The sequence below is a fragment of the Veillonella sp. VA137 genome, from assembly GCF_003992015.1.
Taxonomy (GTDB): Bacteria; Bacillota; Negativicutes; order Veillonellales; family Veillonellaceae; genus F0422.
Genome location: NZ_RQVK01000003.1, coordinates 90,170 through 113,819, shown reverse-complemented (window position 1 = coordinate 113,819; position 23,650 = coordinate 90,170). Strand labels below are relative to the sequence as shown.

At 39.9% G+C, this 23,650-nt stretch carries 17 protein-coding genes; 13 read left to right on the top strand and 4 right to left on the bottom strand.

Annotation, left to right across the window (positions count from 1 at the left end; genetic code table 11):
* Positions 1 to 160 precede the first annotated feature (160 nt).
* From EO116_RS02395 to brnQ, 3 genes are all read left to right on the top strand, one after another.
* Complete coding sequence (locus tag EO116_RS02395; RefSeq protein ID WP_127160478.1) at positions 161 to 637, top strand: hypothetical protein; 477 nt, start codon at positions 161 to 163, stop codon at positions 635 to 637.
* 13 nt (positions 638 to 650) lie between these two features.
* Positions 651 to 2,654, top strand: coding sequence for a molybdopterin-dependent oxidoreductase (locus EO116_RS02390; protein ID WP_240629111.1), 2,004 nt, complete (start codon positions 651 to 653; stop codon positions 2,652 to 2,654).
* A gap of 207 nt (positions 2,655 to 2,861) precedes the next feature.
* Entirely contained in the window at positions 2,862 to 4,193 is a 1,332-nt protein-coding gene (brnQ, locus tag EO116_RS02385; RefSeq protein ID WP_127160477.1) for a branched-chain amino acid transport system II carrier protein, read from the top strand.
* Between the two features lie 234 nt (positions 4,194 to 4,427).
* On the opposite strand, the gene EO116_RS02380 is transcribed toward brnQ, so the two are convergent.
* Entirely contained in the window at positions 4,428 to 5,456 is a 1,029-nt protein-coding gene (locus tag EO116_RS02380) for a ribonucleotide-diphosphate reductase subunit beta (protein WP_127068821.1), read from the bottom strand.
* Positions 5,457 to 5,747: 291 nt separating this feature from the next.
* Between EO116_RS02380 and EO116_RS02375 the strand changes: the two genes are divergently transcribed.
* Positions 5,748 to 5,948, top strand: coding sequence for a hypothetical protein (locus tag EO116_RS02375; protein WP_126941176.1), 201 nt, complete (start codon positions 5,748 to 5,750; stop codon positions 5,946 to 5,948).
* A gap of 119 nt (positions 5,949 to 6,067) precedes the next feature.
* On the opposite strand, the gene EO116_RS02370 is transcribed toward EO116_RS02375, so the two are convergent.
* Together EO116_RS02370 and EO116_RS02365 are read right to left on the bottom strand one after the other, a co-directional pair.
* Entirely contained in the window at positions 6,068 to 7,276 is a 1,209-nt protein-coding gene (locus tag EO116_RS02370) for an ATP-binding protein (RefSeq protein ID WP_127160476.1), read from the bottom strand.
* Positions 7,277 to 8,147: 871 nt separating this feature from the next.
* The gene (locus EO116_RS02365; protein ID WP_127160475.1) at positions 8,148 to 10,430 is read right to left on the bottom strand and encodes a ribonucleoside-diphosphate reductase subunit alpha; all 2,283 of its coding nucleotides are present in this window, start codon (positions 10,428 to 10,430) and stop codon (positions 8,148 to 8,150) included.
* Positions 10,431 to 11,364: 934 nt separating this feature from the next.
* Between EO116_RS02365 and EO116_RS02360 the strand changes: the two genes are divergently transcribed.
* The 6 genes from EO116_RS02360 to EO116_RS02335 all read left to right on the top strand — a co-directional run bounded on the left by EO116_RS02360 (position 11,365) and on the right by EO116_RS02335 (position 18,488).
* The gene (locus tag EO116_RS02360) at positions 11,365 to 13,083 is read left to right on the top strand and encodes an FAD-binding protein (protein WP_127160474.1); all 1,719 of its coding nucleotides are present in this window, start codon (positions 11,365 to 11,367) and stop codon (positions 13,081 to 13,083) included.
* A gap of 1 nt (position 13,084) precedes the next feature.
* Positions 13,085 to 14,041: a succinate dehydrogenase/fumarate reductase iron-sulfur subunit gene (locus EO116_RS02355; RefSeq protein WP_127160473.1), complete on the top strand. Its 957-nt coding sequence runs from the start codon at positions 13,085 to 13,087 to the stop codon at positions 14,039 to 14,041.
* A complete protein-coding gene (locus tag EO116_RS02350) occupies positions 14,041 to 14,913 on the top strand; it encodes a CoB--CoM heterodisulfide reductase iron-sulfur subunit B family protein (RefSeq protein WP_127160472.1) in 873 nt (290 codons plus the stop codon). Before EO116_RS02355 ends, EO116_RS02350 begins: the two co-directional genes overlap by 1 nt.
* 424 nt (positions 14,914 to 15,337) lie before the next feature.
* A complete protein-coding gene (locus EO116_RS02345) occupies positions 15,338 to 16,600 on the top strand; it encodes a DNA repair protein (protein WP_127160471.1) in 1,263 nt (420 codons plus the stop codon).
* Positions 16,590 to 16,922: a hypothetical protein gene (locus EO116_RS02340; protein WP_240629110.1), complete on the top strand. Its 333-nt coding sequence runs from the start codon at positions 16,590 to 16,592 to the stop codon at positions 16,920 to 16,922. Before EO116_RS02345 ends, EO116_RS02340 begins: the two co-directional genes overlap by 11 nt.
* 96 nt (positions 16,923 to 17,018) lie before the next feature.
* The gene (locus tag EO116_RS02335) at positions 17,019 to 18,488 is read left to right on the top strand and encodes a glycosyl hydrolase family 28-related protein (protein ID WP_164726038.1); all 1,470 of its coding nucleotides are present in this window, start codon (positions 17,019 to 17,021) and stop codon (positions 18,486 to 18,488) included.
* A 42-nt stretch (positions 18,489 to 18,530) separates the two neighbouring features.
* On the opposite strand, the gene EO116_RS02330 is transcribed toward EO116_RS02335, so the two are convergent.
* Positions 18,531 to 19,469: a diacylglycerol kinase family protein gene (locus EO116_RS02330; RefSeq protein ID WP_127160469.1), complete on the bottom strand. Its 939-nt coding sequence runs from the start codon at positions 19,467 to 19,469 to the stop codon at positions 18,531 to 18,533.
* Positions 19,470 to 19,637: 168 nt separating this feature from the next.
* On the opposite strand from EO116_RS02330, the gene EO116_RS02325 reads away from it, so the two are divergent.
* From EO116_RS02325 to EO116_RS02315, 3 genes are all read left to right on the top strand, one after another.
* Positions 19,638 to 20,333: a GntR family transcriptional regulator gene (locus EO116_RS02325; protein ID WP_127160468.1), complete on the top strand. Its 696-nt coding sequence runs from the start codon at positions 19,638 to 19,640 to the stop codon at positions 20,331 to 20,333.
* Positions 20,334 to 20,939: 606 nt separating this feature from the next.
* Entirely contained in the window at positions 20,940 to 22,691 is a 1,752-nt protein-coding gene (locus tag EO116_RS02320; protein WP_127160467.1) for a 2-oxoacid:acceptor oxidoreductase subunit alpha, read from the top strand.
* Positions 22,691 to 23,563 carry a 2-oxoacid:ferredoxin oxidoreductase subunit beta gene (locus EO116_RS02315; RefSeq protein WP_126940932.1) on the top strand — a complete coding sequence of 291 codons (873 nt, stop codon included), beginning with the start codon at positions 22,691 to 22,693 and terminating at the stop codon, positions 23,561 to 23,563. Before EO116_RS02320 ends, EO116_RS02315 begins: the two co-directional genes overlap by 1 nt.
* The last annotated feature ends 87 nt before the right edge of the window (positions 23,564 to 23,650 follow it).

Sequence of the window (23,650 nt, the reverse complement as noted above, 5' to 3'; positions counted from 1 at the left end):
CTATACTATACAACTATACATGAGGACCCCTGTTCAGGGGTCCTTTCAGTATATAGGGGATACCTTTACAAGGTGATAGATAAGGGGATATAGTGAAAATCTAGCTATAGGTGGTATAATACATATAATAGTTGAGAGATGGAGAAAGGGGCGGCAGAGAATGAATCGATTTTTACAAAAAGGTCAATTACAAACCATAGAACCACAAAAGGATCCATCAGTGGTAGAAGATATGGATACCCTAGTAAGTGAAGTAAGTTCGGATGAGTTTTTGGATATGGTGCAACAAGAGGGAACGCCTAAAGATTTGAATCGAGCTATGGATATGGTAGAAATTGAAGATTCAGCGGAAAACAGTGGACCTGTGGACCCTTATGCATCCATGACGATTCGCGATTATAGACAATCAGATGTATTGTCAGAAGACTCTAATGAAGACTATGATTCTCCCGATGCAAATGAAACAGAACAAGACCGGTTTTTCCGTGACAACTATAATGATATTATGGAAGATGAGTTAGAATATGACGAGCGAGAGTCCGAAGACTCTGATCACTACAGTCATGATTCTGGAGATAGTTTTGACTTCGACTTTGACGTTGACGTTGACTTGTTTGATGACTTTGATGATGACTAGTAAGGAATGAATAATGATGAAGCCCATACAGACAAGGACATCAGTATGTCCCTATGATTGCCCAGATGCCTGTGGATTGACCTTGACCATTGAGGGAGACCAGTTGCAACAGGTACGAGGTATGAAAACGCATAGTTTCACACGAGGAACACTGTGCCAAAAAATGCAACATTATGAACGAACCGTCCACCATAGTGGACGTCTGACCACCCCTTTGCGCCGTACAGGCCCTAAGGGAAGCGGCCAATTTACACCTATCACATGGGACGAAGCATTACAAGAAATTGCAGAGCGATTTCAATATTGTATCGACACCTATGGTTCTGAAAGTATCATGCCTTATTCCTATGCAGGAACCATGGGAATTTTACAAAAAAGCGCAGGGGATCCGCTCTTTGCTATATTAGGTGCTACCCGTCAAGATAAGGGAATTTGTTCCCCCGCAAAGCGATATGGTTGGGCTAGCCTTATGGGAAACACGTTGGGGAATCGTCCACAAGATATACAACACAGTGATTGCGTGGTGCTGTGGAGCCTCAATGCAGTGGCGACGGATGTACATGTCTTACACGATGTGACCATAGCTCGTCAACAAGGTGCTAAGCTGTGGGTAATTGATACCCACCACACAGAGACAACAAAATTAGCGGATGAAGTCATTATTTTGCGGCCGGGCACAGATGGCGCTTTCGCCTTGGGGGTAGCTCATGTGTTAGCCAAAGAAGGATTGGTGAATGAGGAGTTTATCGATCGTTATGTACAAGGCTATGAAGGATTCCGGGATACTGTCATTTCTCAGTATCCTCCATCGAAAGTAGCGCAAATCACAGGCGTGCCAGAGGAACGAATCATTCAGTTTGCTCGTGCCTATGGAAGTGCGATGGCACCATTTATTCGCCTAGGTAGTGGGCTTTCGCGGTATGGAAATGGAGCCAATACAGTGCGGTGTGTGGTAGCACTACCGGCTTTGGTGGGCGCATATCTACAAAAAGGAGGGGGCTTGTTATCGAGTGCATCAGGTAGTCAATTTGTTGGCGGTAAGTGTGTCAGCTGGGAGCGCTTTCAGACGAAAGAAACCCGATTGAACCCAATGATTCATTTAGGACCGATGTTAACAGAAGCAGCTAACCCACCGATTAAAGCCTTATATGTATACTCTAGTAATCCAGCGGTGACATCGCCGGACCAAACAGTGGTGCGTAAAGGATTATCGAGAGAGGACCTGTTCACAGTCGTTCATGAACGATTTATGACAGATACGGCGAAGTATGCGGACATTGTACTCCCTGCCACATCGTCTGTAGAGCACAATGATGTATATAATTCCTACGGACATTACACCATCGGTTGTGGGTATCAAGCCATTCCTCCAGTTGGTGAAAGTCGTTCTAATTGGAATACTATCTGTAGCATTGCCAAAGCGATGGGTATTGATAATCCTGTGTTTGCCATGTCAGAGCTAGAGATGATAGAAGACATTGTACGACATGCATCGATTCCAGTAGATATACAAGATAGAATCTTGGCAGGGGAGCTGGTGGAAATGGACTTATCAGACACGTATAAGCTGGAGTACGGTACACCATCAGGTAAAATCGAGTTATACAATCCAATAGAGGCTGATCCATATCCTGTGTATCGTGAAGCTCATGGGGATACGGCGGAGTTCTTCCTCATCAATGGAACAGACCCACGCATATTGGACTCTTCTTTTTGCGAGTTACAAGCGGATGTACCTCAGATGATGGCTCGCATGCATCCAGAGGATGCTCTCAGCAAAGGGGTATTACACAGCGAGTTTGTGAGCTTGTATAATGAGCGAGGGTCCTTGCGAATTGCTTTGGGCATTGACGACACGGTGGCTAAAGGGACGATTGTGAGCTGTGGCGTATGGTGGCAATCGCAGTCTCATGATCCAACATATACTATGAATGTGCTGACTGCCTCACGACCTACTGACTATGGTTGGGGAAGTACATTTTACGATGTAAAAGTGGATGTAGAACCATGCGATTAAAAAGGGTAGGCTATAGTTAATCCATGTAATTTATCTATCAATTATAGCTCGCCTGTATATGCATAATCAGTATAGACAAAGCCATTTCCGACGAGGGAAATGGCTTTTTATTTCGTCTATAATTAGATATAATAAGAAAATAAGCATAAAAATTGTTTTTATACAGTGTATATTTGTTAGTATAGAATGTATTTGAAAGGAGAGCGTATGTCAGATCATACTCAATTATCAGGGCGAGCCTATATTGCTATCGGCCTGATGCTGTTTGCTTTATTCTTTGGGGCAGGTAACTTAATCTTCCCCGCTACCTTAGGTCAACATGCTGGTACTAATGTGTGGTGGGCTATTTTAGGGTTTATCGTCACTGGTGTAGGCCTGCCATTATTAGGGGTAATGGCTATGGGCTACTCTGGTAGTCGCAATGTACAAAGTTTGGCTAGCCGCGTACATCCAGTATTTGGGGTCTTATTTACATTGGCATTATATATATCTATCGGCCCTGCCTTTGCGATTCCTCGTACGGGGACTGTATCCTATGAAATTGCAGTAAAACCATTCTTAGGCGGTGCTGCCTCGGATACAGCACAAACCCTGTTCCTCATTGCTTTCTTCCTATTGACCTTGTGGCTATCTATTAATCCACAAAAACTGGTGAATCGCATTGGTAAAGTGTTAACACCAGCCTTGTTAGTGACAATTGTGGTGTTGATTATTAAATCTTTGATTACTCCTTTGGGGAGCTACGGTACGCCAACAGAGGCTTACGCTACTAGTGGAACAGCTTTCTTACAAGGGTTCTTAGATGGGTACAACACATTAGATGCGTTGGCATCCTTCGTATTTGGCATTTTGGTCATCGAATTTGTGACGCTTTCAGGGGCACAAACACGTGATGAAATTACACGTGCTACACTGAAAGCTGGCTTAATCGCCGTAGGTTGCTTAGGTGTGGTCTATGTATTCATTGCCAGCTTAGGCGCTACTAGCGTAGAACAGCTAGGCATCCTAGATACGGGAGCACCTGTATTAGCAGAATCAGCTCGCTTATTATTCGGCGACTTAGGGGCTATGATCTTGGCAGTTATCGTATTGCTAGCGTGTTTGACGACGAGCATTGGACTGGTTACCTCTTGCGGGCAGTACTTTAGTACACAATTTGGTGGTTTATCCTATAAAGCCTATGCAGTACTGTTCGTATTGATTTCTTTCGGGGTAGGCATGTTTGGATTGAAAACCATCATTACCGCAGCCATTCCTGTATTGATGTTCCTGTACCCATTATCCATCGCATTGATTGTATTGGCGTTTTTACATCCAGTATTCAATGGTCGCCAATGCGTGTATGCCTGGACAGTAGGGGCAACCTTCATTACAGCCCTTGTATCTGGCTTAGAAACGGCGAGCGTAGACTTAGGTAGCCTAGGACAGTTCTTCGCTACACAAGTGCCAATGCACGGCATCGGTATGGATTGGGTTGTGTTCGGCGGTGTAGGATTTGTGATTGGATTGATTCATCGGGCGTTGGTGAAAGCAAACTAAGATTCTTTTATATATGTTGGAACTACTCTTATATGGGTAGTTCCAATATTTTTTTGTAATCAAATAAGAGTTATAGGTCAACAGGAGTTGGTTTTAATAGCAATGAGCCTAGATAAGTATAAAGCTCATTGAATTTTAAAGTTGTAAAATTTACAGAGTAATAGGGAAAACAAAAAGCTACACAGTAGAATATATCTACGTGTAGCTTTTATGTATATAAGCTTATAGGCATTATTACTCCAAATCGTCGAAATCGAATGCAGCAGCTTTTGTATAGTTTGTAACTTTCGCCTCAAAGAAGTCAGTTTTTGTGCTGTTCAAGTTGGAGAAACTTTCAATCCAAGCCATAGGATTTTCCTTGATGTCTGGATATAATGGTTGCAAGCCGATGGAATCAGCACGTTGGTTCGCTAAGTATTTGATGTAGCGTTCGATTAATGTGTTGTTGATGCCCAAGATTTTGTCATCAGTGATGTATTGGCCCCAAGCAATTTCATTTTCAGTACCTTCACGAAGCATTTGTGTTAACTCAGCTTCTAGTTCAGCAGTGAATAATTCAGGGCGTTCGATGCGAAGTTCACGGATAATGTTTTGGAACAATACTAAGTGAGTTACTTCGTCACGATTGATATATTTAAAGATTGTGGAAGTAGCAGTCATTTTGCCTTGGCGAGCCAATGTGTAGAAGAAGCTAAATCCAGAGTAGAAATAAATGCCTTCTAAGATGTAATTCGCCATGATTGTACGGATCAAATTGTGTTCTGATGGTTCATCACTGAAGCGTTGGTAAATGTCGGCGATGAAACGGTTACGAGCCAATAAATGCTCGTCTGTACGCCACTCATCATAAATGCGGTCACGAGTAATTGGATTCGTTACCGTATCCAAAATATAAGAATAGGATTGAGCGTGAATTTCTTCTTGGAATGCTTGGATATTCAATAAAGAAGCCACTTCAGATGCTGTAATATAACGGCTTAAGTTTGGCAAGTTCTCGCTTTGAATGGAGTCCAAGAAGTTTAAGAAGGAAATAATTTTGTCAAATGCACGGCGCTCGCTGTCCGTTAAATAAGGGAATTGCTTAATATCTTCGTTCAAAGAAATTTCTTCAGGAATCCAGAAATTGTTCAGCATCGTGCGATACAATGTATTCGCCCAATCGTACTTAATACGATTCCATTCCCGTAAATTCGTCGTATTACCGCCCACCATACTTTGCGTGCCACGGTCACCATGTTCATTAAAAATCAGTTTCTTTTCCATGAAAGTAACTCCTACCTTATCTATAATAACAATATATTTATGAATTATTATGAAAGCCTGGATAGAATGCACGCTTTCATAGGTATATAGTTATAAACTACCTCTTATTATACTAAAAATGCATACTAAAAAGATAGGGGGAGAGATGATTAATAGGTAGAGTGTTGTGAGCTTTGATGCAGCAGTGTATAATGATATTAGATAAAAGTTAAAACAATAGTGTATTAGTATTTAGTAGCGGTATTATAAAAATAAAGCCATTAATGAAATAAAAAGGATAGGTATATAAATATGGGGAATATAGGTCGTGTATCTAAAAATACACATGCGGTACCAAAAGAAAATAAACCGGATACATTAGTATCCTTAGCTAGTTTATCGAAGGAAGAATTAGATAAGGAATTGCAAAAAGGAATAGATTCGTTAAAGAATGATAAAACCTATGGTATAGATGAAGTAGATGCATTTTTTATGAAGAAATATGGTATATAAAAAGCACAGGGACGCGAGCCCTGTGCTTTTGTATACTTTATACTAGAATGTGGGGGCTATTCATTTAGTACAGTCTTATATCATCATTTCTGTACATTCTTATGATAGCATTTATACATTTATAAACTGTTTTCCAACAAGAAATCAATCACATGTTTGTGAACGATTCCATCTTGGCTAAAGTCAACGGTATCCATGGAGAGAACAAATTTAGGGTAATTATCTTGTACATGCGCATACACACCAAATTCACGTTGTCGTGTAGCTTCTGTTTCCATAAGATAGGACACTTGATAGTATACTCGTTCTTTATCCTTCGTAGCAATAAAGTCGATTTCCATATCTTTTACCTTCCCAATTTCTACGGTATATCCTCTAGAAATTAGCTCAATATATATGATATTTTCCAGGGTTCTTTCAATATCTTTCGTATTAGAATACCCTTTGGCAGCCCGAAATCCATGATCCGTAAGGTAATATTTTTCATCAATTTTAAGATTCTTTTTACCGACCGTATCAAATCTAGACACCTTTTTTAGGATGAAAGCTTGCTGACAATAGTCTAAATAATTCAGTATAGTATCAATGGAAACATCCCGATGCTCGCTCTTTAAATATTTTTTAATACTAGTTGCAGAAACGGGGGACCCTATATTTTGTATAGTAAATGATAGGATTCGATTGAAAATATCCACATCGCGAATTTTATTGTGTGTCAATACGTCTTTGATCAAAACCGTATGATACACATCATTTAGATATTTATAACTACTATTTTCTTCTAAGTTAAAGTATTTTAAGGTAGGCATGCCACCTAATTGGATAAACTTAGTGAACAGCTCTTCCTTACTCAGGGGTTTCTCTTGGAATACTTCAATAAACTCATCAAATGTAAATGGCTGTATTTCAAACTCTACATATCTGCCAGCAAGAAGTGTAGCAAGTTCGCCAGAGATTAAGGTGGAGTTGGAACCAGTAATATAGATGTCGCAATCTTTACCAACACGTAGACCATTTACAACTTTTTCCCAATCTTCCACTAACTGTATCTCGTCAAAGAAATAGTAAAGCTTCCCATCCAAGTGCTTTGTTGTTTCTATGAGATATTTTGCCAATAATGTGGCATTGTTTATCTCTAAAAATTCTAAGGATTCAAAGTTAATATAAACTTTGCGTTCATCAGATACTTCTTGTAAGATGGTATCTTTGATGATCGTTAATAAAGTAGATTTCCCAACACGGCGCATACCTGTGAGAATTTTAATTACAGGCTTATCAATGAATGGTTCTATTTGGGTTAAGTACTTAGGGCGTTTAATATATTCCATAGCTAACACCTCGCTTTCATTGATTTTATTATACTCGAAACAATGAAAGATTCCAATGCTAATTTCGATTATAGTCGAAATATATGTATGTTTTGCAAGTGATTTCGACTACACTCGAAATTATTAGAGTTTATGTATATCATTTCGACTATACTCGAAAGTATTAAGGTATACTAGTATAGTTTCGATTATAAACGAAATAAGTATTAACCGCGCTGTATACAGTAACCATAAAATATTAACGTATCGTAAATATTTGTGCTATAATAAAATCATAGAAGAGTCATCAACGTGAGTTGGGCTCATCTCTTCCTACCATGGGAGGAGGTGGTTGCTATGACAAAATATGAAAAGATTACTTTAGTCATTTCTATTATTAGTTTAGCAATTCAAATCATTGATCTTGTAAAATAGACAATGAAAAGCCTAACGTAAAGAGGTATCTCACCACCTCAACACGTTAGGCCATTTCATTTCAGCTTTTCTTTGAGATGAGCCTAACGCCACGACACGTTGAAGACTCTTCTTGTTTCTAAGTCAAGTATACCATAGTTATTTAGAGAATACAAACATACCTATAAATGATGACTAATTTTTCATCGATTTTAAGTTTATTTACCCACTGTATCAAATCTAGTTGCGTTCTTGAGGCTGAAAACTTGCTGAGAATAGTTTAATGATAGAAACTTTAACCGTGTGCAATCCGACACGTTTAGAAATAGTTAATAATAGAATTATCAAAGAAACTAACAAGATCAATACTACAGACATACAAAAAGAGCACGGCGTGCCCCGAACAAACATCATGAAATGCCATTTGTGAGAGGGTATGCCGTGCTCTTCTATTCATCAGGATTAGATCCACCAAGGATTAGGAGGAACAGCTAGTGCATTCATCCATTTCTAAGGATTGGTTACGGATATAGTAAATTGTTTTAATGCCTTGTTTATACGCTTCCACATATAAATCAAGAATTTCTTTCGCTTTCATTTGTGGCGTAATGTACAAATTGAAAGATTGTGCTTGGTCGATATGGCGTTGGCGGATACCGCAAGCCTTGATAGACCATTGTTGATCAATCGTGTGGGCTTCTTTGTAGAACCACATGGTTTCATTGCTCAAATCAGGTGCTGTTTTTGGAGTGAAACTACCTTTTTTTTCTTCAATGAAGAATTTTTTGAAGATAGGATCGATACCAGCTGTGGTGTTAGCGATGTTGGATGTACTACCTGTTGGAGCGATAGCCATTAAGTAACCGTTACGGATACCGTATTTTGCCACATCTGCTCGCAGTTGTTGCCACCTTTCAGAGGTGTAACCACGGCGTTCAAAATATTCCCCCGTTTCCCATTGAGAACCTTTGAAAGCAGGGTAAGCACCTTTTTCTTTCGCTAATTCCATGGATGCCTTGATGGCAGCGTAGGCAATATTTTCAAACAATGTATCAGCTACAGCCAAATGCTCATCGCTTTCCCATTGTACTTTATGTTTCACCAAATAGTGGTGGTAACCGCTCGTACCAAGGCCGATAGCGCGATATTTTTCGCTAGTTACACGAGTTTCAGGCACAGGGAATTGGTTGATCGTGATGACATTATCCAACATGCGCACTTGTAAAGCGATGTTTTCCTCTAATTCTTCGTCAGATGTTTTACCCAAGTTAATGGAGTTCAAATTACACGTTACCATGTCTCCCGCTTTCGTACGAGTCACGATGGAACCATCGTCTTGGATAATTTCTTCATCTAAATCAGTGAAACCAACGTTTTGTGCAATTTCATGACACAGGTTGGACGCATAAATCATACCTGCATGCTTATTAGGGTTCGCACGGTTCGTCGTATCTCGGAAGAAGATGAACGGTGTGCCTGTTTCTACAGCGGAACGCATGATTTTTTTCATCATGTCCAAAGCGCTGACTTCGATGCCGTGTAGATCTGGACTAGCTTCACAAGCTAAATATTTTTCTGTGAAAGCTTTATTCGTATCGTCATCGTAATAGTCTTCTAATTGAAAGCCCATCACACGAGATACTTCATGTGGGTCGAATAAAGTGAAGTGCTCACGGTTGATAACACGTTCCATGAAAATATCTGGTACAGATAGAGCAGGGAAGATGTCGTGCGCTTTACGACGGTCATCACCATTATTCGTACGAAGTTCAACAAATTCGTAGAAATCTTTGTGCCACACGTCAAGTGTTACCGTAGCACCACCTTTACGCTTTCCTAACTGGTCTACGGCAACGGCAGTATCGTTGTATAAACGAATCCAAGGGATGACACCGCCAGAAGAATTTTTATAGCCACGGATGTCGGAGTTCAAGGCACGTACTTTACCAAGATAAATACCAAGAGCGCCACCATGCTTAGATACACGAGAGAACTTTGCGTTCACATCGTAAATGGACCATAGATTATCTTCTACACCAGAAATAAAGCAAGAGCTTAGTTGATGGAATGGTGTACCAGCATTCGCCAATGTTGGAGTAGCAGTAGTCATCTTTAACTCGCTCATCAAATCATAGAACTTTTTAGCGTAGTAAACTTTTTTGTCCCCTTCGATGACAGCTAAATGCATAGCGATAGCCATGAAACGCTCTTGTGGAAGTTCGTAAATTTCTTTGTTGAAGCCTTTTACTAAATAACGGTCTGCTAATAGTTTAATACCTTCATAGTTAAACAAGTAGTCTCGTTTCGGCTTGATATAGTCGCCAAGTTCTTCTAATTCAGCTTCTGTATATTGTGTTAAGAAAAAGTCTGCATAGCGACCAGCAGCAACTAAGGTTTTTACTAAATTAGTGAAGTTGCCATACCCAAAAGCTTTATACTTGCGGTTAATAGCAGCTTCTTTGTATAAATCGAATAAGTATAGACGAGCAGCCACGAATTGCCAATCTTGGTTCATGCGGTTTACCATGTTGCCAAAACCATCGTCTACCTTTTGGATGACTTTCTCGATGGCAGTTTGAACAAGAGTTTGTTGAATTTGTTTCGTAGTCATGCCGTCCACGAACTGCAATTTACAGTCCATTTCAAGCTCGATAGGGTCACAAGAGTCTAAGCCTAAACAAGCAAAGGCAACCATTTTCTTCGTTTTTTCTACCGACAATGGCTCATAATGGCCATCACGTTTCTTGATCATAATGCTCATGAAAGTTCTCCCTTTTCTAAAAGTGTAGGATACTTGTATCCATTGTTAAGATTATCCACATATATTGAATATATGTGAAAGCATATCCGTTTAACATATGTATTAGGCCTTGACCATAAAAGGACTCCCATTTACAAATCGCAAATGAGAGTGCATAGATATGTTTTCACACGGACTCAATATCAATATGTTGTATAGAGATAAAGTGCTTTGGCACAACATCTTCTAAAATTATACTATATCAGTCATTTTTTCACAACGCCCTCAGCATGTCAAAAATGCATACCATAATGAGGAAAAGATACTTTACAAAATAAAGAGGATGAAAAATTTTGCCGCTTTTGTATAAGATAATTTGTAATGGGTACTTTCAGAAAAAGAAAATGGAAAAAAATAGATATGACTTGTAGTCAAGATGTGATAAAAATCAATATGTTGTATTATAAAATAAAGTCATACTATTAATGCTAAATAAGTATAATAGGATGTGAAAATAATTGATGAGAAAAAATATCATATAGAGAAAAGTAAATAATTTAAAAGTATTTAATTAATATACTTGTGAAATAATATTTAATAATGACAAAAATTTATATAACCTAAAAAATTGTGTAATAACAAGATAGTTGAGGGAAAAGATAAAAGTACACTGTATAAGTATAAATTGAGTGGGAGTTAGCTTGAAATATTATTATTGTTATATATCTATATAGAACCTATGAAAAACGTTATCAAAACCGCTTAATCCCTTGTAAAAGAGGGGTTTTTAAGGAGGTAGTGTGACAATTGTAACACTTTGAAATAGCGTATATAATAAGGCTATAGATTGATGCATATATCAGTCATGTATGCAGTTAAACATAGTTCCTTATTTTAAGAACAGTATGTAAGAGGTATAGTTCAAAATAAGACAAGTGTTTTTGAGGAGGTACGTATGGAACAATATGATGTTCTCGTAGTAGGTAGTGGTGGAGCAGGCCAACGAGCTGCTTTAGAAGCTGCACGACGCGATGGTTTGCGTGTAGCATTGATCACAAAAATTTTCCCAACACGTTCTGCCACAGCAATGGCACAAGGTGGTGTTAATGCGGCGTTGAATAACGTAGCAAAAGAAGACTCCACAGAAGTTCATACATTCGATACAGTAAAAGGTTCTGACTATCTTGGCGACCAAGATGCTATCGAATTCTTCTGTCAACGTTGCCCAGAAGGGGTATTAGAAATGGATTTCATGGGAACTCCTTTCTCTCGTACAGACGAAGGCAAAATCGCACAACGTAACTTTGGTGGACAATCTTATCCACGTACATGCTACAGTGCGGATAAAACTGGTCACGTAATTCTTCATACAACATATGAACAATGTCTTAAAGAAGGCGTACATTTCTTACAAGAATGGTACCTATTAGATATCGTTGTAAAAGATGGTAAAGCTGGTGGTGCTATTATCTGGAATATGAAAAAAGGTAAAGTAGAAATTATCAAAGCTAAATCCATCGTATTATCTACTGGTGGTGCTGGCCGTGTATTCTGGACTCGTACAACTAACCCATTCCTTTCCACTGGTGACGGTATGGCAGTAGCTTTCCGTGCTGGTGTAGGCTTGAAAGATATGGAAATGATCCAATTCCATCCAACTGGACTTGGTAAAACTGGTATCTTGATGTCCGAAGCTGTTCGTGGTGAAGGCGGATACTTGTTAAACGTTGAGGGCGAACGTTTCATGAAAAAATACGCTCCTAACAAAATGGAATTAGCGTCTCGTGACGTTGTAGCAAAAGCAATCGAAGATGAAATCGCAGCTGGTCGTGGTTTCAATGGTTCTGGCCTTGATGCATACGTAGTAGCTGACCTTCGTCACTTAGGACCTGAAGTTATTATCGAAAAACTTCATGGTATCCGTGACTTGGCTCTTTGCTTTGAACATTGCGATCCTTTAACTGATCCAGTGCCAATTCGTCCTACTTGCCATTACATCATGGGCGGTATCGACGTAGTAGACTACAAAACTTGTGCTACAGAGATTCCTGGTATCTTTGCATCTGGTGAAGCATCTTGTATCTCTATCCATGGTGCTAACCGTTTAGGTGGCAACTCTTTAGCTGACGGTGTTGTATTCGGTAAAGTATCTGGTGCAGGTGCTGCTGATTATGCGCAAGCTAGTGGATTTGCAGATTGCGATGCTGAATTACAAGCAAAAGCTGAAGAATGGGAAGCTAAATTCGTTGAAGTTACATCCCGTACTTCTGGTCGTCCAGTAGCTGAAATTCGTGATGAATTAGCTGTGGCTATGTGGAATAAAGTAGGTATCTTCCGTAACGAAGCAGGTATCACAGAAGCTCTTGAAGTGATCGATCGTTTGACAGAAGAATATGAAACTTGCTATGTAGGTGACTCTAACCGTACTTACAATATGGCGTTCGTAAACTACGTAGAAATCAAATCTATGTTGACAGTTGCGAAAGCTATCGCTTTGGGCGCTTTACATCGTAAAGAATCTCGTGGCGCTCACGTTCGTGAAGAATTCCCTAAACGTGATGATTCCCAATACTTAAAACACGCTATTTGGAAACTTGGCGAAAATGGCGAATACGTAATGTCCGAACGCGATGTAGTGTTCACTAAATACGAACCACAAGAAAGGAAGTACTAAGATGAGACAAATTACTTATCATATCCACCGCTTTAACGAAGGCCGCGCGTATGTACAGTCTTATACTTTCGATTATGAAGCAGACCGTACTATCCTTTGGGGCTTACAAAAAATTAAAGATACATTAGATCCAACATTAACTTTCGTAGCAGCTTGCCGTTCTGCAGTATGTGGCGCTTGCTCCGTGAAAGTTAACGGCCAAGCAATGCTTGGTTGTGAAGCTAAAATTGATGAAATTACAGAACGTTTCGGTTCTGATGAAATCACAGTAGCTCCAATCGGTAACTTTGATGTAATCCGTGACTTAGTAGTTGACTGGGAAGCAAAAGTTAGCCGCTTGAAAGAAGTAGCTCCTTGGATTTTCGTAAAACCAGAATTCACTACTAAAACTGGTACACGCCAATCTGCTGCAGACTTTAAAAAATTCGTTATGAACACAGAATGTATCCTTTGCGGATGCTGTGCTTCCGAATGTAATAAATTGTCTGCTAATCGTGAAGACTTCTTGGATCCATATGTATATACAAAAGCGAATCGTTTTGTAATGGATTCCCGTGATGTGTCCCCAATGGCGCATACTACACCAGCTTTCAATCATGGCTTGTGGAAATGTGTACATTGCATGAACTGTATCACTCGTTGTCCAAAACATTTGAAACCAGAAAAAGATATTTCCGACCTTCGTCGTGTAGCGACACAAGCAGGCTTGTCCAACAAAGGTACTCGTCATGCTATCGCGTTTAAACAAGACTTGTTAAAAACTGGTCGCCTAAACGAAGTAACAATGAGCTTGAAAACAGATGGATTATTGGATTCCGCAAAACAAGGTCTATACGCTCTTCGTTTATGGAAACATGGCAAAATCAATCCATTCGAATTAGTAGTTCCTCATAAACCAGTGAATGGTATTGAAGGTGTTCGTACAATCGGTCGTGCAGTAGAGGAGGCTGGAAAATAATGAAATACGGATTTTTCCCAGGTTGCGTATTAGAAGGCGCATCTAAAGAAGACTACTTAGCAACCGTTGCAGTAGCGAAAAAATTAGGTATCGAAATCCAAGAATTAGATGGATGGACTTGCTGCGGCGCATCCCACGTTCAAGATATCGATCCATTATTGGCTCTTTCCACTAACGCTCGTAACATCGCGTTAGCTGAAAAAGAAGGTTTAGATATCCTTACAGTTTGTAATACTTGTACGTTAATGCTTCGTGAAGCTAAAAAAGAACTTGATGATCATGAAGTGACTCGTCAAAAAGTAAACAACATTCTTGGCGAAGCTGGTATGAACTACAAAGGTACTAGCGAAGTGACACATTTCTTGTGGGTGCTTATCCGCGAATATGGTTTAGATAATTTGAGAGCGAAAGTGGTTCGTCCATTGACAGGTCTTCGTGTTGCTGAATATTATGGTTGCCATATCCTTCGTCCAGAAGAAGAAATGGGCTTCGAAGATATGCAAATCCCAACAAGCTTGGCAGATTTGATTACAGCATTAGGTGCTACTCCAATCGATTTCTCCCGTAAGTTAGATTGCTGTGGTTTCCATGCAGTATATCCTGCACATGATTCTGTAATGCAAATGACTGGTTCTATCAATGCTGATGCGCAAAAAGAAGGTGCTGATTGTGTCGTAACACCATGCCCACTTTGCCAAATGCAATTGGATATGTTCCAAAAAGAAGCAAAAGCAACTGTTCCAATGAATGGTGATATGCCTATCATCCACATGAGCCAATTAATTGGCCTTGCATTGGGTTGCACTCCAGCAGAAATGGGTATGACAGATCGTCACTTGGCAAGCACTGCTTCCTTGAACCGTTTCTTATAATCAGAAATACAATTGTATTACACAAACTTACAACAGGTTGTCCCTCGGGACAACCTGTTTTCTTTATCTAATTTTCAAAATAGATGTATATTGGCTATTGGGGCTATAGCCCAAATGAGTTGGTTGCAATAGCAATGAGCTTAGTTCAATACTGGGTTATAGGACAAAATGAGTTGGTTGTAATAGCAATGAGCCTAGTTAAATACTAGGCTCATTGAATGTTAAAGTTGTTTTAAAAACGTTGAGGTCGGATATAATGAGATGCATTTCCTAGTGGTAAACCAAGTCAAATACAGGGAGTATTGCGTAGTAATCTTTTTAAAATATAGTAAATTACTATATTGGTGTACGATTAATATATCGAACATATATATTGAAAACATAGAACAAATATGCTACTATACTAGTATAGAGGAGGGATAGTATGGCAGTGTATATGTGTTTAGATTTGAAGAGTTTTTATGCTTCTGTGGAGTGTGCAGATTTGGGGGTAGATCCCTTTACAACTCCATTAGTTGTGGCCGATGCATCACGTGGGCTAGGGGCGATTACACTAGCTATTTCTCCGGCATTAAAGCAATTAGGCGTTAAGAACCGATGCCGGTTGTTTGAGATTCCATCTACTATTGAGTATATAGCAGTGAAGCCTAGGATGCGACGATATATGGAAGTATCTGCCTCTATTTATGGCGTCTTATTGGACTATGTGGCACCAGAAGATATTCATGTATACTCTATTGATGAGTATTTTATTGATGTGACTCCCTATAGCCGATTGTATAAGAAAACATGGCGAGAACTAGCATTGCTCTTCAAATATAAGGTATTAGAACAAACTCATATTCATGCTACGGTTGGATTAGGAACTAATTTGTTTTTAGCTAAGGTAGCCCTCGATGTGTTGGCAAAGCATGCGCCACAGGGAATTGGTATTCTTAATGAGGAATTATTTAAAGAAAAGATATGGTATCATCAACCGATTACAGATATTTGGCAAATCGGAAGAGGAATCGCAAGTCGCTTACATAAGTATGGTGTAGTGGATTTACATGGTATTACGACTATACCTGAGGACCGATGGTATAAGGAGTTTGGAGTCAATGCAGAACTGCTCATTGACCATGCTTGGGGGCGTGAGACGTGTACGATGAAAGAGATTCATGCCTATCGTCCGGCTAAACATTCCCTGTCGAGAGGTCAAATTCTACTGCGGAATTATTCCTACGAGGAGTGTTTTGTGCCCCTTCGAGAAATGGTGGAATCTTTATTGTTGGAACTGATTGCAGAAGAAGCGCTGACAAAATATATTTCCTTAGGGGTGCGGTATGCAGATAGAACGGTGAAAGGTACCGGTGGATCGAGACGGTTATCGAAGTATACGTGCTCCTTAGAGGTACTTTCACAGGCTGTGTTGGAGTTGTATAAAGAAACTACTTATCCTCATCAGGAGATACGGCAGCTGTCGGTGGGGTTTGATGATTTAGTGAGTCGTGAGGCCGTACCTTGGGAAGAAGATTTGTTTTCTACGTTTCAAGATAGGGAAGAAAAGGCATACCAAGTGGAACGGACCGTATTAACGATTAAGGAAAAGTTTGGCGGCAATTCCATACTTCGTGCTAGCAGTTTGCAAGAAGAGGGGACCATGCAGTTTCGTAACACCTTGGTGGGAGGGCATAATGCAACATAAACGACCGAAGATGACATTGTTACAGAGGGCTAAACAATTTATGCCTTTTGCTGCCTTGAAGGGATTTCAAGAGTTATTGGAGGAAACAGCACGATATAAAGAGAATCGAAAAGAACTTTCAGAGGAGCAATTGGAAGTATTAGATGCACAGTGTAAAGGACTAGTGATAGGGAATATAGTCAGTGTAGTGTATCATAATGGACGAGTGTATGATACGGTGCAAGGGCGATTACAACAGATTGATACAGTGTATCGAACGATGACGGTAGGAGATGTGCTTGTACCTATGTCTCATATTATGCGGGTTACCACCATCGGTTGAGTATTGACCATTTTTGTAAATCATGTAGAATGGTACATATACGCTATGTGCTAGATACGAGAGCCATGGTGAATACATGAGAACAGGATGGACATAATGAAACAAAAGCGATATAGAACCTATGGGTGGTGGGCCATAGGATTGAGTCTAATCTTGGCTTTGCTAGGATTAGGCTGGAATATGTATGTGAAATATACAACGCCGGTGACGAAATATGTGGTAGAAGCAGGCGATTTTGAATTGCAAATCCCTAAGTTAGGCGTAACTAGTACAACGATTTCCTTAGCTTGGAATCCAGTGGATGATGAACGATTGGCGGGGTATGATATTTACGTTAATCAAGAAAAAGTGAAAGAAATTCGTCCTAGTGCAAAGGGTGTATCTATCATTCCTAGAATAGAGTTGAATGGATTAGAATCCGATACAGTATACTTAGTGCAAGTAAAAGCTGTGGATGATAGGGGATCTACTTTGTCTGATTCTTCCAAGATACCAGTCAAAACATTACCTCAAGAACCGCGTTTAGAGGCTACCGCTTATGGCGCTGTAGGAGATGGAATCACGGATAATACGTTAGTGTTACAAAAAGCGATACGTGATACCCCAGCGGGAGGTATTTTACATCTTAGTAAAGGGGTATATCGTACAGGAACGCTATTCTTGCACAGTTATATGACCTTAGAATTAGATGAGGGTGCTGTGCTGATGGCGGTTAATGATAGCTCTGCCTTTGTGAAACCTAATTATGTGGTGACAGGAGGTACGCCATATTTAGGACTTTTACAGTTAGAAGGCGATGAGCAAGGACCTATCGAAAACGTTGTCATTCGTGGTGGTACTATTGATGGATATGGATGGAAAGAAGACCTTTTACAAGAGGAGAATACACCTGAAGCGGATACAGTGACGCAAGATGTGCTTGATCATACTGGTTTGTTAAGTAAGTCGGAAGTGCAAACTGCTATGCGTAGAGGAGCTAGTTATGAAAAAGGTAATTCTACACGGTCTTCTTTAGTGGTTATCCATCATGGCAAGGATATTTTGCTGGAAAATACGGTGTTAAGAAATGCATCGGCTCACATGGTGGAGGCTACACAAGTGGACCAACTGAGCATCCAAGATGTGCGTATGGAAGGTAGGTACAGTGGTGATGGATTGCATTGGGATGGTGTAGGGTTACTGACACAAAATCTTGTCATGGAACGTATGCAACAAGGGATTGTAGTCTTAGCAGGACATCCTGTAGGATCTAGTGTAACGGAACAGTGGAATGCGTATAATTTACAGATTCGCCATAGTCGTGTAGGCATTGTCTTTAGTAATACAGGAAATACTTGGATTCAGCATGTGTATCTACAAGGATTGACGATAGAAGATGTATTGCTAGCGATGCGTATTCGTGAGACTACAACTATAGGTGGTGGTATACGTGATATTGTAGTGCGAGAAGCACAATTGCGAGATATCATACAACAAATTGATATAGGTAACAAACGGAATAGTCCTGTGGAATGGATTCGTAGTTCGATAACATTTCAAAAGCAACAAAAAATAGAGGAGAGTTGATAATTCAACTCTCCTCTGTTGCTTGTTCAAAAACTATTGGATTTATTTTTGTAATGGATTGTGGAATAATCCTTGCGTTTTTTTTCGACGTTTGTTAGGCACGTAAACTTGTAAAAACTTAGGCAATACTTCCAAGTCCACTGGAGCATCAGGGCCGATATCGCCATCCATGTTGGTGGAGGCCTCCATGGTGTCGCATACCTCGATGCGTGCTTGTTTGACTTTCAGTATGGTTACATATTTTGAGTTATAAATAGAACCGCTTAGAATGAGTGGCAAAATAAAGAATAGGTTCATGATGAAATATTCCTTAAAGATGATAATACGCATGTACCCATCATCGACGGAAGCGGTGGGCATGAAATGCTCAAAGCTAGATACTACATTGGTTAGTAAGGCGATGACCAATGGGGACATAAATTCTTGGGTCCCTTCTTCAGTGGTGATGCGGAACTTATAATCCTTGGTTGTAAATAAAGCTTGTCCACCTTTGGCAAAGTAGGCTAAAGGCCCCAGTAATTGTTTTTCTTTTGGCGTGACAGAGGCCACAACCTCAGGGATGACCCCAATGGCGATATTGTTGCAAAAAAACGAATCGTTACAACGACCTACATCTACATGGCGGATGGTGCTATGTTTTAAGCCGTGAATAGCTTCTAATGGTTGTAAGGGGATGCCCAGAGCACGGCTCATATCGTTGACAGTGCCAAGGGGAATGAAACCGAACTTGGAGCGACAGCCAGCTTTCACAATGCCGTTAACGGTTTCGTTGATGGTACCATCACCGCCCATGCAAAAGATGGCATCAAATCCTTCTTCGGAGGCTTCGATGGCAAAGCGGGTAGCATCGCCGGCTTGTCGGGTGAATTTTACTTCTAAGCGATCAAAGAGTGCGCTTAGTTGCCATTGCAGTTCCATTACGTATCGGCGAGCCCGACCACCGCCTGATACAGGGTTTATAATAATTAGACAACGACTCATGGTTGATTCCTATTCTATACACAGATACATTAGTTATTACTATTATATCACAGGGACATTAGATTTCATTGATTTTTAGGAGCTATTTCACGTATAATGAAAGAAATGTGTTACGTATACCAAGACTAGGTACAAGTATAGAATAGTAACATCCTGGAGGGGGATTCGATGGATAAAACAGAAGAGTATCGTTTGCATAGTATTGACTCAATTGGGCGATTGCCGTTGAGTGAACAAGTATATATGTCATTAAAGCAAGCTATTTTGACAGGTTCTTTGAAACCAAAAATGAAGTTAAGTGAAGTGCGTATTGCAGAGCAATTAAATGTGAGTGCTACTCCGGTACGTGAAGCATTTCGTAAACTGGCGAAAGATAATCTTGTGGTCATTAAACCTTGGAAAGGTGTTACCGTAAAAGGATACTCTCCAGAGGAAATTGTAGCTATGTACCAATGTCGTGAAGTGATGGAAGGCTTAGGGGCTAGACTTTGCGCGGAGCGATGTACAGAGGAGCAACTAGCAGAACTACAAGAGGTGTGCGATGCAGGGATTCATACGGAAGATCCAGAAGAACGGGTTGCCATTAATAGTCGCTTTCACACATTGATTGCAGAATTTTCTGGCAATGACCGGGTGGCAGATTATTTAGCGGATTTCCGGGAAATGGTAAATCGTGATATGTACATTAGTACGTCAGATAAAACACGTACCATTTCTTGCGATTTAGAACATCAACAAATTATGGAAGCTATTCATGATCGCAATGGACAGCTTGCAGAAGAGCGGATGCGAGGTCATGTGCGGAATGCCTTTGTATTTAAAAAGGCTCATGCAGAGTTATTGGCGAAGCAGAAAGAAAAGTAATAATTTTGGCGGTGAAAGTATTCATAGGTTGTAATACTAATAGTTTCTAGCGTTATATATAAAAAATATATAAAAAGCCTAGGAATTTATAAAATCATGTGTTTACTTTTACACAATCATTTGCTATAATAACTCAAGCAAAGGGTTCACACTACCTTTGCTAGATAAAGATCTCTCTCTTTATCTACCTAACTTACAATAGGGAAGGGTTCATCTTATACCTTCCCAGGTAAAAGACCCTACTTTTACCGAAGGGGCGCCCCCCATTGCCCCAACAAAACATTTGAAGCTATTTCAAATGTTCTCTCTCTTTTTTCTCAAATACAAAGACCTCGGCTTTATTCTCTTGGCCGAGGTTTTTGTATTTTTTTACTTATAGGGAATATCTATATATAGAAGCTGTTGTATATGTTTAGACAATGAATATATAGATAGCCCTCAGTAAGAACATAAAATACTTTATAAATGTGGGGAATGTGATTGATGAAAAGTGGTAAAAATGCTATTATTAGAGGTGAACTTTGAGAGATTGATGTGTATGAAAAACACTGAATAAATACAGTCTTTCTGTGGTCCTATATTACAATCCTAAGGAGGGTGAATCTCTTGCAAAAACGTAAAGATTTTATCTGGAAAATGGGCGGTCAGCAAGGTGAAGGTATTGAAAGTTGTGGCGAAATTTTAGCTACTATTCTTGCCAAAGAAGGTTATTCCTTGTACAGCCAACGTTTGTTTGCATCTCGTATCAAAGGTGGTCACACAACATTTGCATTACGTATCGCATTAGAACAAATTATGACAGTCGGTGAGCATATCGACTTCTTGGTAGCACTTGACCAAGAAACTGTAGATATGCACGGTAAAGAAGTGCGTGAAGGTGGCTTTATCATTTGCGATAGCAAAGTAAATCCTAATTTTGAAGCTTTCACAGGTACTGGCGTAACATGCTTAGCATTGCCAATTTCCGAAACAGCATTACAACAAGGATCTTTGTTGATGCGTAATATCGTGGCATTGGGTATGTCTGTGGCATTATTGGGCTTTGAAACAGAGTTGTTCTTAACAGCGATTAAAGCTCGCTTTGCGAAAAAATCTGAAGATATTATCAACAAAAACTTACAAGCATTCCAATTGGGTTATCAATTAGTAAAAGACCAATTGGGTGATGTAGAAGTAGATACATTGGATAAACCAACACCAAAAGATCAAATGTTCTTGCTTGGTAATGAAGCGTTAGCATTAGGTGCGATTGCAGCGGGATCCCGTTTTATGGCATCCTACCCAATTACTCCAGCTTCTGAAGTAATGGAATACATGATTAAGAAAATGGATAAAGTTGGTTCTACTGTGGTACAAACAGAAGATGAAATTGCAGCTTGCATGATGGCTATGGGCGGTGTATACGCTGGTGTACGTGGCTTTACATGTACATCTGGCCCTGGTTTGAGCTTGATGGCGGAATCCTTGTCTATGGCATCTATGGCTGAATTGCCAATGCTGATCATCGATGTACAACGTTCTGGCCCATCCACAGGTATGGCTACAAAAGTAGAAACATCTGATATCGATGCAGCTTGCTACAATGCGCATGGCGATTATTCCAATATCGTAATTGCTCCAACAAGTATTGAAGAATGTTTCTACGAAATTCAACATGCTTTCAACTTAGCGGAACAATACCAATGTCCAGTGATTTTCATGCCTGATTTACAACAAGGCTTGAATAAACAATCTGTACCAACATTCGATTTGAACCGTGTTGGTATTGAACGTGGGAACTTGATGAAAGAAGAAGATTTACCAGCATTGGAAAATCCTAAATACTTCAAACGTTTTGAATTGACTGAAAGCGGTATTTCCCCTCGTACTATCCCAGGTATGAAAAACGGTCTATTCTTGTCTACTGGTCTAGAGCATAACGAAGAAGGTAAACCAGCAGAGGCACCTTCTATGCACGTGGCACAAACAGATAAACGTTTCCGCAAATTATCTACAGTAGCAGACGTATATGAACCATTCTTGAACAATGCAAAACATGAGGAAGCAGATGTTCTTGTGATCGGTATTAACTCTAGCCGTGGTGCTATCGAAGAAGCAGTGGTGGAATTAGAGGCAGAAGGCCACAAAGTGAACCATTTACAACTTCGTTTGATTAAACCATTCCCGAAAGAACAATTGCTACCATTCTATAACAGTGCTAAAAAAGTTGTGATTTGTGAGCAAAATGCGACAGGTCAATTGACTAACTTATTCCGCATCAACATGCCGAATAAAGAAAAACTTTCTAGTTGCTTAAAATACGATGGTAATCCATTTACAACATCTTATGTAAAAGCGGCAATTAAGGAGGTTTTATAATGGCAACAGCAAATGAATATAGAAATGATATCCGCCCTAACTGGTGCCCAGGTTGTGGTCATTATGGGGTACAAGCAGCCATCGCTGATGCAGTAGCTGCTCTTGATATTGCGCCTGAAAAGTTGGCTGTTATCTCTGGCATCGGTTGTTCTAGCCGTATCGGTGGTTACTTCTATGCCTATGGTGCGCATACTACACATGGTCGTGCACTTCCGTATGCACAAGGTGTGAAATTAGCGAATGAAGATATGAATGTTGTGGTTTGCGGTGGTGACGGTGATGCCTTCGCGATCGGTATGGGCCATACAATTCATGCGTTCAAACGTAATGTTAATATTACCTATGTAGTTATGGATAACCATGTATATGGTTTGACAAAAGGACAAACATCTCCTCGTTCTGATGTGGGATTTGTGACAAAAACATCTCCTCATGGTTCTTTTGAAAGTCCATTGCCAATCTGTGAAACAGCCATCGCTTCTGGTGCAACATTCGTGGCACAAAGTTACATGGTAAATCGTGCGCAATTAGTGGATTTAATTAAACAAGGTATGCAACATGAAGGATTCTCTTTCATCAACGTGTTCAGCCCTTGCGTAACGTACAATAAACAAAATGGCTATGATTACTTCAAAGATAATTTGGTGAACTTGCCAGAAGGTTACGATCCAACAAACCGTGCACAAGCATTCGCTACATTAGGTGAAACCAATGGTCTTGTAACAGGATTGATTTACCAAGATACAACAAAACCATCCTTTGAACAAGCATTATATGCTGCCAACGGTGGTCCACATGCTCGTGCATTAGTACATGATGTGGTGAAACCAGATGCAGAGATGTTTGCAGCTCTTTGCAACGAGTTTAAATAGGAACGACATATCTCGTTTGAGGATATAGGGAATACGAAAATCCGCATTACTTCTAAAAACTGACCTCCGCTAAAGTTTTTAGTAAGC